Origin of the sequence: Microvirga tunisiensis, assembly GCF_009296175.1 — a bacterium.
Classification (GTDB): Bacteria; Pseudomonadota; Alphaproteobacteria; order Rhizobiales; family Beijerinckiaceae; genus Microvirga; species Microvirga tunisiensis.
The window spans coordinates 1-7,575 of sequence record NZ_VOSK01000298.1 but is presented as its reverse complement, the minus strand read 5'-3'; the positions used below and the strand labels follow the sequence as shown (position 1 = coordinate 7,575).

Annotated in this window: 9 protein-coding genes; 5 read left to right on the top strand and 4 right to left on the bottom strand. The window is 60.6% G+C overall.

Features of this window, described 5'->3' with window-relative positions:
• Positions 1–149: 149 nt before the first annotated feature.
• A complete protein-coding gene (locus tag FS320_RS34445; protein ID WP_152716889.1) occupies positions 150–809 on the top strand; it encodes a DNA cytosine methyltransferase in 660 nt (219 codons plus the stop codon).
• A 142-nt stretch (positions 810–951) separates the two neighbouring features.
• The gene (locus tag FS320_RS34440) at positions 952–1,560 is read left to right on the top strand and encodes a hypothetical protein (RefSeq protein WP_152716888.1); all 609 of its coding nucleotides are present in this window, start codon (positions 952–954) and stop codon (positions 1,558–1,560) included.
• Between the two features lie 69 nt (positions 1,561–1,629).
• Here FS320_RS34440 and FS320_RS34435 read toward each other — a convergent pair whose 3' ends face one another.
• Positions 1,630–1,902, bottom strand: a complete 273-nt coding sequence (locus FS320_RS34435) for a hypothetical protein (RefSeq protein ID WP_152716887.1) — start codon at positions 1,900–1,902, stop codon at positions 1,630–1,632.
• Positions 1,903–2,226: 324 nt separating this feature from the next.
• On the opposite strand from FS320_RS34435, the gene FS320_RS34430 reads away from it, so the two are divergent.
• The 3 genes from FS320_RS34430 to FS320_RS34420 are packed head-to-tail and all read left to right on the top strand — an operon-like array spanning position 2,227 to position 3,867.
• The gene (locus FS320_RS34430) at positions 2,227–3,012 is read left to right on the top strand and encodes an ImuA family protein (protein ID WP_152716886.1); all 786 of its coding nucleotides are present in this window, start codon (positions 2,227–2,229) and stop codon (positions 3,010–3,012) included.
• Entirely contained in the window at positions 2,930–3,631 is a 702-nt protein-coding gene (locus tag FS320_RS34425; RefSeq protein ID WP_152716885.1) for an OB-fold nucleic acid binding domain-containing protein, read from the top strand. Before FS320_RS34430 ends, FS320_RS34425 begins: the two co-directional genes overlap by 83 nt.
• A gap of 29 nt (positions 3,632–3,660) precedes the next feature.
• Positions 3,661–3,867: a GcrA family cell cycle regulator gene (locus FS320_RS34420; RefSeq protein WP_152716884.1), complete on the top strand. Its 207-nt coding sequence runs from the start codon at positions 3,661–3,663 to the stop codon at positions 3,865–3,867.
• Between the two features lie 80 nt (positions 3,868–3,947).
• Here the strand turns inward: FS320_RS34420 and FS320_RS34415 are convergent, their stop codons facing one another.
• From FS320_RS34415 to FS320_RS34405, 3 genes are all read right to left on the bottom strand, one after another.
• Entirely contained in the window at positions 3,948–5,978 is a 2,031-nt protein-coding gene (locus FS320_RS34415; protein WP_152716883.1) for an ATP-binding protein, read from the bottom strand.
• A gap of 181 nt (positions 5,979–6,159) precedes the next feature.
• Complete coding sequence (locus FS320_RS34410) at positions 6,160–7,140, bottom strand: hypothetical protein (RefSeq protein WP_152716882.1); 981 nt, start codon at positions 7,138–7,140, stop codon at positions 6,160–6,162.
• Between the two features lie 259 nt (positions 7,141–7,399).
• A partial coding sequence (locus FS320_RS34405) for a transposase (protein WP_192926244.1) occupies positions 7,400–7,575 on the bottom strand: 176 nt, incomplete at its 5' end.

Genomic DNA, 7,575 nt, shown 5'->3' with positions numbered 1-7,575 from the left:
ATGCGTTTGCCCGGCAAATGCGGCTCCATCCGATCCCACTGGTGATCTTTCAACATCAGACGAACTCCGCTCACCCAAGCCTCCGCGCCCAAAAGGAGCTTGAATCAGATTTGCGAGTCCGTCGAAAGCCTGAATGTCAACGCGCTCTAGTGGGCTTTCGCGATAATGCGATTCAACGCTTCGTATGGCCGGCGGCCAACCAAAACTATGTCGATAATCCATGGACGATAACCGCAGCGCTGGTCGACATGGTCGCATCGCGCGACTGGAAGGGAATCGCGAATTGGGTCGAGATGGCGGATGCCCTCGCCCCGACCATCACCGGTGGAAGCCCGCTCAAGCGCGGCATGGATCTAGGGCAGTCAAACACTAGGCTCAACTGGCAACGCCTCGGCATCAATCCCAAGAAGATCGCCAATCGCGCGCCAGGGCCGGACGATGAGGATCTCTTCTTGACCCTTCCCATGCTCGCAAAGCTTCAGAACTTTCCGGCAGGCTGGAAGTTTCGAGGGCCGAAGGTGGCTATGTTCAGGCAGATCGCCAACGCGTTCCCTCACGTCGTTGCGCTCCATTTAGGTTGCGCGATCCGCTCTGCATTGACGGGAATCTCTGTCGACCCGAGGGAAGAGATGCGGCGCTACTTCAAGAGATCCCCCTTCAGTCCGAAGGCAATCCATCTCCGTTCCCCTGAGAACGGCGGGCAGATCACTCCGGTTGCCTTACCTGCTCCGGTTCGCAGCAAGGCTAGGCTCAACCTGAGCAAGCTATCTCAGCGCGGGGACGAGACTGGTCCAGACGATTTCGATTAGACCGTTCTTGCGGGGAAGCTCAAACTGTCCGGGCCGGCGGGGATGCGGGATGAAATGTCCTGGCCGGCAATGACCTGTGTCGGCGAGTTTAGTTTTGCGAGGTCCGCGATGATTCTTCCCCAATCACAACAGGGAGGAAGGCATGAAACTCGTAGCAACAATTCTAGCAACGATCAGGACAATCCTTCAGGCCACCGTTTCCACCATGTGGCGGTGGTGCACCGTGTCTAGCCGATGGGTTACCGACGTCATTCGGGCCACAGCATCGATCCCGGGAGCCCTGCTCGGCGGCCTGTTCGGCAAAGCGCAACTGCCCCCTGCCCCAGAGCCAGCCTCGGGTGATGGTGACGCCGTCAGGAATGCGCTCGAAACTCTCAGTGAACGGCGCCGACAGATCGAGGCGCAAAATCAGATGGTGAGGCGCTCGGATTTCATCGGTGAAATCATCCACGCTTATGCCTCCGCATCAGAGGATCAGCGTCTCGACATGGATCTTGATGCTCTGCCACCGCATGTGCGGGTCTGGCTTCTGACACGCAAGGAATCCGACCTGACCAAGCTCGCCGCAGCAGGTCCGGTGAAATGCGGCCTCGTTGCCGCTGGCAAACGGTCCGGCATCGTCGGCCTCGAGCCTCCAGACCCTGATCAGCCGATTTCACCAGAACCTGTGGTGAGGAGGCTTGATGCAGATGAGCTTTTTGCCAGGATCGCCAGAGCGAAGGGCGTTCACGGACGAGTTCCGATGCATTGAGGCGGGATTCGTCTTCGATGCGTCAGAAGGCCTAGCAAAGCCTGGGCCTTCTGCCTTCCAGGCCCTGGTTTACCGTGCGATGGCCTTCAGAGCGTCCGTCCGCTGCCTGAGTGCCCGGCGCAGGCGTGCGACCTCTTCCTCAAGTTCCCCGACACGGTCGATCGCCGCCACGGCAATTTGGGACATCTGGTGAGCGTCTCCACGAGCAGAGGCCAGTGCCGTAGACCAAGCATCCTGGATGCGCGCCTGCCGAGCCTCAGTAACGGCGCGCCCGGCACTCATGAGCATGTTGGTCATCCCATAGGCCAGCATTCCGGCAAAGGCATTCGGGTGCATTGTCATGCGGGACCTCCACAAGTTGGACGCAGTTCATGAGCTCGCCTTGGAATGGCGTCAAGGACCCCGACAATGGCGTCCCCGGGAATTCTGTAGCAAGTTCAATGAGATCCGACCTGACGCGCCATCATTCACTTCTGTGCATGCGGATCACAGCAGATCGTATCGAGTCATCGATCCCGGAGCCGCGGGACCGGACTGCCGCGCACCAGCCTAGTCCTTACCCTGAGTGGTCCTCCCCGATATCCACAGGCTCGCCTGAGCAACCCTCGTTGACCAGACCGCGTTGCTGATGTTCTTGGTCTGTTCACTTTGTCGCGCCAGGATCTGATGTCGACACCGCTCCGCCCCGCCCTCTCCACTGTCCCGTCCGTCACCTCCGCAACAGTCGCGGAGTTGCGTCGGCAGATTGAGCGCCTCGAGGGCAGCGCGCATGCACGTGCGCCGCTGCCGTTCGGCATCGCCGCTGTCGACGATCACCTGCCGGGTGGCGGCTTGGCGCGCGGGGCGCTGCACGAGGTCGTCGAGGCCGGGCCAGCCGCCGAGTTCGCCGGCTCCGCGACCCTTTTCACCGCCGGGATCGCCGCCCGGTTCAGGGGACCTGTGCTGTGGTGCCTGACCCGGGGCGATCTCTTCGCCCCAGGCCTTGCCCTGGCAGGCCTCGCACCGGATCGCGTCATCTATGCCGAGGCCGGCCGCGACCGCGACGTGCTGCCTCTCGTCGAGGAGGGCCTGCGCGAGCGCGGCCTGGCCGCCGTCGTGGGCGAGGTCACGCGCCTCAGCCTCATCGCTTCGCGCCGCTTGCAGCTCGCTGCCGAGGCGACGGGTGTCACAGCGCTGCTGCTGCGGCGCTGGTGGACCGTCGCCGAGAAGGATCTGGCTGCCCTGCCCTCTGCCGCCGTCACCCGATGGCGCATCGCGCCCGCCCCGTCTGAGCCCGTTCCTGCCCCAGGCCTCGGCCGTGCGAAGTGGCAGGTCGACCTCGTGCGCTGCCGCGGCGGCGAACCCCGTTCCTGGATCCTGGAGGCCTGCGATGCGAAGGGTCGTCTCGCTCTGGCTGCCGCACTGGCCGGTCGACCGGATCCGGCGGCGGCACGGCGAGCCATCGCGCGATGAACCGCTCGTGACCGTGCAGACAGTAGGATCCGTCGCGCTGACGCCCATGACGGAAGGGCGGGAGGTCGTCGAGGACTACCGCTCGAAGGGGCTGACGCTGCGGCAGCATCCGCTCGCCTTCCTGCAGGCGGAACTGCGTCAGCGGCGGATTCGGAGCTGCGCCGACCTCCACCGCGTCCGCGATGGTCAGCGCGTGAAGGTCGCCGGCCTGGTGCTCGTGCGCCAGAAGCCGGGTTCCGCCAAGGGCGTGATGTTCATGACGATCGAGGACGAGACCGACGTGGCGAACATCATTGTATGGCCGTCGCTGTTCGAGAAGCAGCGCCGGCTGATCCTCTCGTCCGGCATGATGGCGATCCGCGGGCGATACCAGCGCGAGGGTGGCGTGACCCATCTCATCGCCGAGCACCTCATCGACCTGTCGGACCTGCTGCGCAGCGTCGGTGACAGGGACGATCCCTTCAGCATGCGCCATGGACGTGGTGATGAGGCCAAGAGCGGCACGCGCGACCGCCTGCGCGAGGGGCGGAAGGAGACCTCCAACGCGCCGCCCACCGAGATGCCGGAACAGCGGGTCGAAGCGCCCGCCATCCAGGTCGCGACACGCGACTTCCGTTGATCCAGCCGAACGTGCAATAGGTACCCGTCATGCAAGAGCCAGACCCAAAACAACGTACGAAACTGCTCAAGGTCGGAATGCGGCAGTGCCGCTACATCGTCTCCGACGACCCCCGTCGCGCCATCTGCTGCGGAGCCCCGACACCGGAGGGATCGAGCTGGTGCGACTGGCACCGGAGGCTCGTCTATGTGCCGGCGCAGCCCTTGAAAATCCGGCGCGAGGCGCTCGCGTCGTAGGCCAAGCCCTCCAAACAACCGCCCGGTTCTGGACCGAGACGCACAAGTGAAAGTTTATGCGCTGGCCCGTCCCGATCCGCTCATTCGCCTGCCTGTCGCGTGACAGCTGCCGCATCCGCCTCATCATTGGCTGCGTCCATTTCCTCGGCAGCCGTGGCTTTGTTTGACCTGAGGATCGAAGCTTTCAACTGTGAGATCCGTTCCTCGATCTCCTCTGCCGTCACTTCGATCTGAAGCTTCTGCTGGACGAAATGCAGGCGCGCCTCACAATCTCTGATCAGCTCCGCCCATGTCTTGACCCAAACAAGATGCGTCGGCTTATCGAGGAGGAGACCGGCTGGCCGATCCTTCTGCGTGATCCTTTCCTTGACAGCGTCATCGTATTCGCCGGTCACAAGAAAGAAGTTCCAGGACGTCGACGTGTTCATGAAGTCAGGTTGCGAGCGGATCGCGTTGACGTAGTCTTCCAACTGATCGGTCTCCTTCCGGGTCACCTTCAGGGAGGGCCGCTTCAGCTCGACGAGCAGGAACTCCCGATGCAGCTGGTTTTGATGGGGTACCACGCGACCGAGAAACGTATCGGCTCTGCCGACTTTTCCGTTTGGCTTGCGCAACGTGCCCTTCGCCTTTTTCCCCGTGAGCTCCTCCGACACGCGCTGCATGATCCGCGTGAGGCCGGCTTCAGGCAGGGTGATGTGAAAGTTCTCGCCGAAGATCCACGTGTTGGCTTGGACGAGGACGTCGAGCTCGCCGCGCTCCTTGACACTCTCCCGATGTTTCGGGTTGAAGACGATCCCCTTTAGCACCTCGAGGGCCACGATCCTGTCGGCGATTAAGGTCGAGGAGGAGATGATGTTGCCGAGGTTCGTCTTCTGCAGCAGGCTCGAGAACTCGTCCTGCCGGTTCTTGGGCAGGTTAAACACGTGATGCAGGATATTGTGGATCGCCTCCGGATTGTGGCGCACTGCCTCCCGGAGCAGGCCGAGGGTGATCCGCTTCAGCGAATTATCGGCCCTCTTGAACTCCTTCGAGTAGGATGAGACGGCGTGGGTGGCGATGTCGAAGACCTGGCGCTCCCGCTTCTCGACCTCATCCTTCGGATCACCCTTGTAGGGATAGACGCCCGCATTCACGAGCTCCTGAATCAGCTCGCTCGACCTTTCAGCCTGGCGCGACCGGAAATGATCGGTCAGTTGGTCGCGGATGTGCTCGACGACCTTGAGGTAGTCTACGTCATTGAGCCCGTCAAAGTCGAGAAGGTTAGCGTCGGCCATTTCCTGGAAGAACGGGGCATAGGCGTAGGCCGAGAACTCGAACCCGGGCGCGACGACATTCGCGGGAACGGAGCCGAGGACGACGCCGCTCTGCCCTCCGAGATGGATCTTCCTGCCCCCGACGCTGTGCTTCCATTCGATCACACGGATCGAAAGGTCCTGCACCGTCCGATTTGGGCAGACCACCGAATGGGGCGGGATCTCGCGCGAGAGCACGATCGATGACTGCGGGTCAACTGGGTGGCCGTCGAACAGGATCTTCACGTCGGGATACTGCAAGACGTACGGGGCGAAGATCGCGGTGAAGTCCGCCCGCGCCTCTTCGCCAGCAAGCCAGTCGAAGGTCTCCTTCAGCGGCGCGAGTTCCACAACGGTCTTGGTCTCAGTGTCGCCCTCGTCCAAGCCGAGTTCGTTGACGGTTGATTTGTGGAGCGATCCCGCGGCGATCTCGATCGTGAGCTTCTTCAGCTTCCCAGCATTGTCGTAAACCGAGGTCCAGACCGCCTTCTGTGCCAAGGAGAAGAACCGGAGGCGACCTTGGCCTTCCTTGCCGTGGAGCACCCGGCTCGAGCGGGTGCGCTGGGTCTTGCGCTTCCAGGAAGCACCGAGGTTCTCGAAATCCTCCAAGGCATGCTGAAGCGTGATTCCGCAGCCGTTGTCCCGGATCGCGATCGCGTCGATGCCCCCGAGGGCGTTTCGAACGAGTTCGACCGAGACCTCCGTGGTGTCGGCATCCAATGCGTTCCAGACGAACTCGGCCAAGGCCTTCACCGGATCACGCATGGTCGCGATCTTTTGGAGAGCGTCGTGTTGCGCCTTGAGTTCAAGGATGGCCATAGGCGATCTTCCCGTTACTTAGTCCTCAACAAGGCAGCTAAGCTCAACGGTGTCAACCGCAGGATCAGTGTCGGATTGGGTCGCAAAAAGGACGATGGTCCGTCACTCAGGGGAGCGCCCTGACAGCATCACGACAGTCTAATCGTTTTCTTGCAGTGCCCGACGCGCGGCCTCATCTCAGTCAACTACGCCGCTGTAGGACCGCAAGCACCCGCTGGAGCGTCACCTCCAAACGAGCCTGGAACTCAGTAACCATACCCGGAAGCCTTAAATTGATCTTGTCTTCCGATCCATAGAAGAGGTTCCGGGTTTTGTAACGATCAAACCTACCATTCGTCATATCGGGAAAAAGGATAAATTTTTCGACGGTAGTGCCACCCTCAATCCGCTCGTAGGCTTTTGGCATTTCGTCGAGCAAGGCATCATGGATGATATGATTTCTCAACGTCTCCACTGTGGTCACGAAACTACAATTCTCCAGAAGAGTGCCTTGCTCGCCATTGAAACTCACCCTTTTACGGCTGCCGAACTGTTCACTGAGGCTGGAAATCCGCGGATAACGAGTAAAGTCAGTTTGAAGGCGTTCAGATTCGATCGCCAACTTGACAATGCAGTCCAGCAGGCTGTGCATCCGGATGAAGATGAAATTGAGATAGGCGAATAGTTTGGTCGTGACCGGTGACGTGGAATACCGGATACCATCAGGTTGCTTGAGAGGCGGATAGAAGAAACTTTCCATATTGAGGGTGAAGTAGAACTCACCCATGATCTGAACAATCTCTTTGCTGCATTCTTGGATGGAACTGACGAGCCTCTGGCAGTCATACAGGTATAGAAAGCGGTTCAGCTCCGGATAGCCGGCAGTCTCAGTTAAGAATCGTTCGAACATCTCACGGGAGAGCGTCGACTCCGAGTTGTGTCCTGCGACGCTGACAAACTGCGGCAGGGCAGATACGAGCAGATCATATGGCACACCTTTCATGATCGCTTGCCTAAAGGCATCATGGATCTGAACGCAGATCCCATCGATCTCGAAGGATCGGTCCCCCGAGTTGATCCGCCAAGTTCCCTGCGGATCAAACCAGAAGAATGTGGTCCCCTCTCTCCTCGGCTTATTGGACGGAATTCCATCCAAGTGGAGAACCTCAGACTTTTCAGTCATCTGACACTATATCAACATCTATTAAGCCCGAATGGAGCGCCACCCTAAGTTCGGTTAGGACGTCCGCCTCAGGGATTGTTTGCATGTTTCTTAAAGATCTCGCTAACCGTTCCTATTCACCAGAGTTTGTTTCGGGGCCTATTTGGTAGCGCGGGCGTGCCGATCCGCTGCGTTTCTTTCACCGCGGCAAGGTCTGGAACGTGGGGAACGCGTTGGCAGGGACGGGATGGGATGACCGGGGCGATGGCAGCCCCGGCGCTCAGGGCGAGGCCGCCCGGGGCTGGGGTGCCAGAGCGCTCGCAAGACGCCGGACGAGATCCGCTTCCGGACAGCACGAGGCAAAGGCCAGTCGGATGCGGCTGGTGGTTTCCTGCACCCGCACGGCGATCTTGAGCAGGCGCAACCGCAGCGTTGCGAACTCCGCCCGGGCGAGAT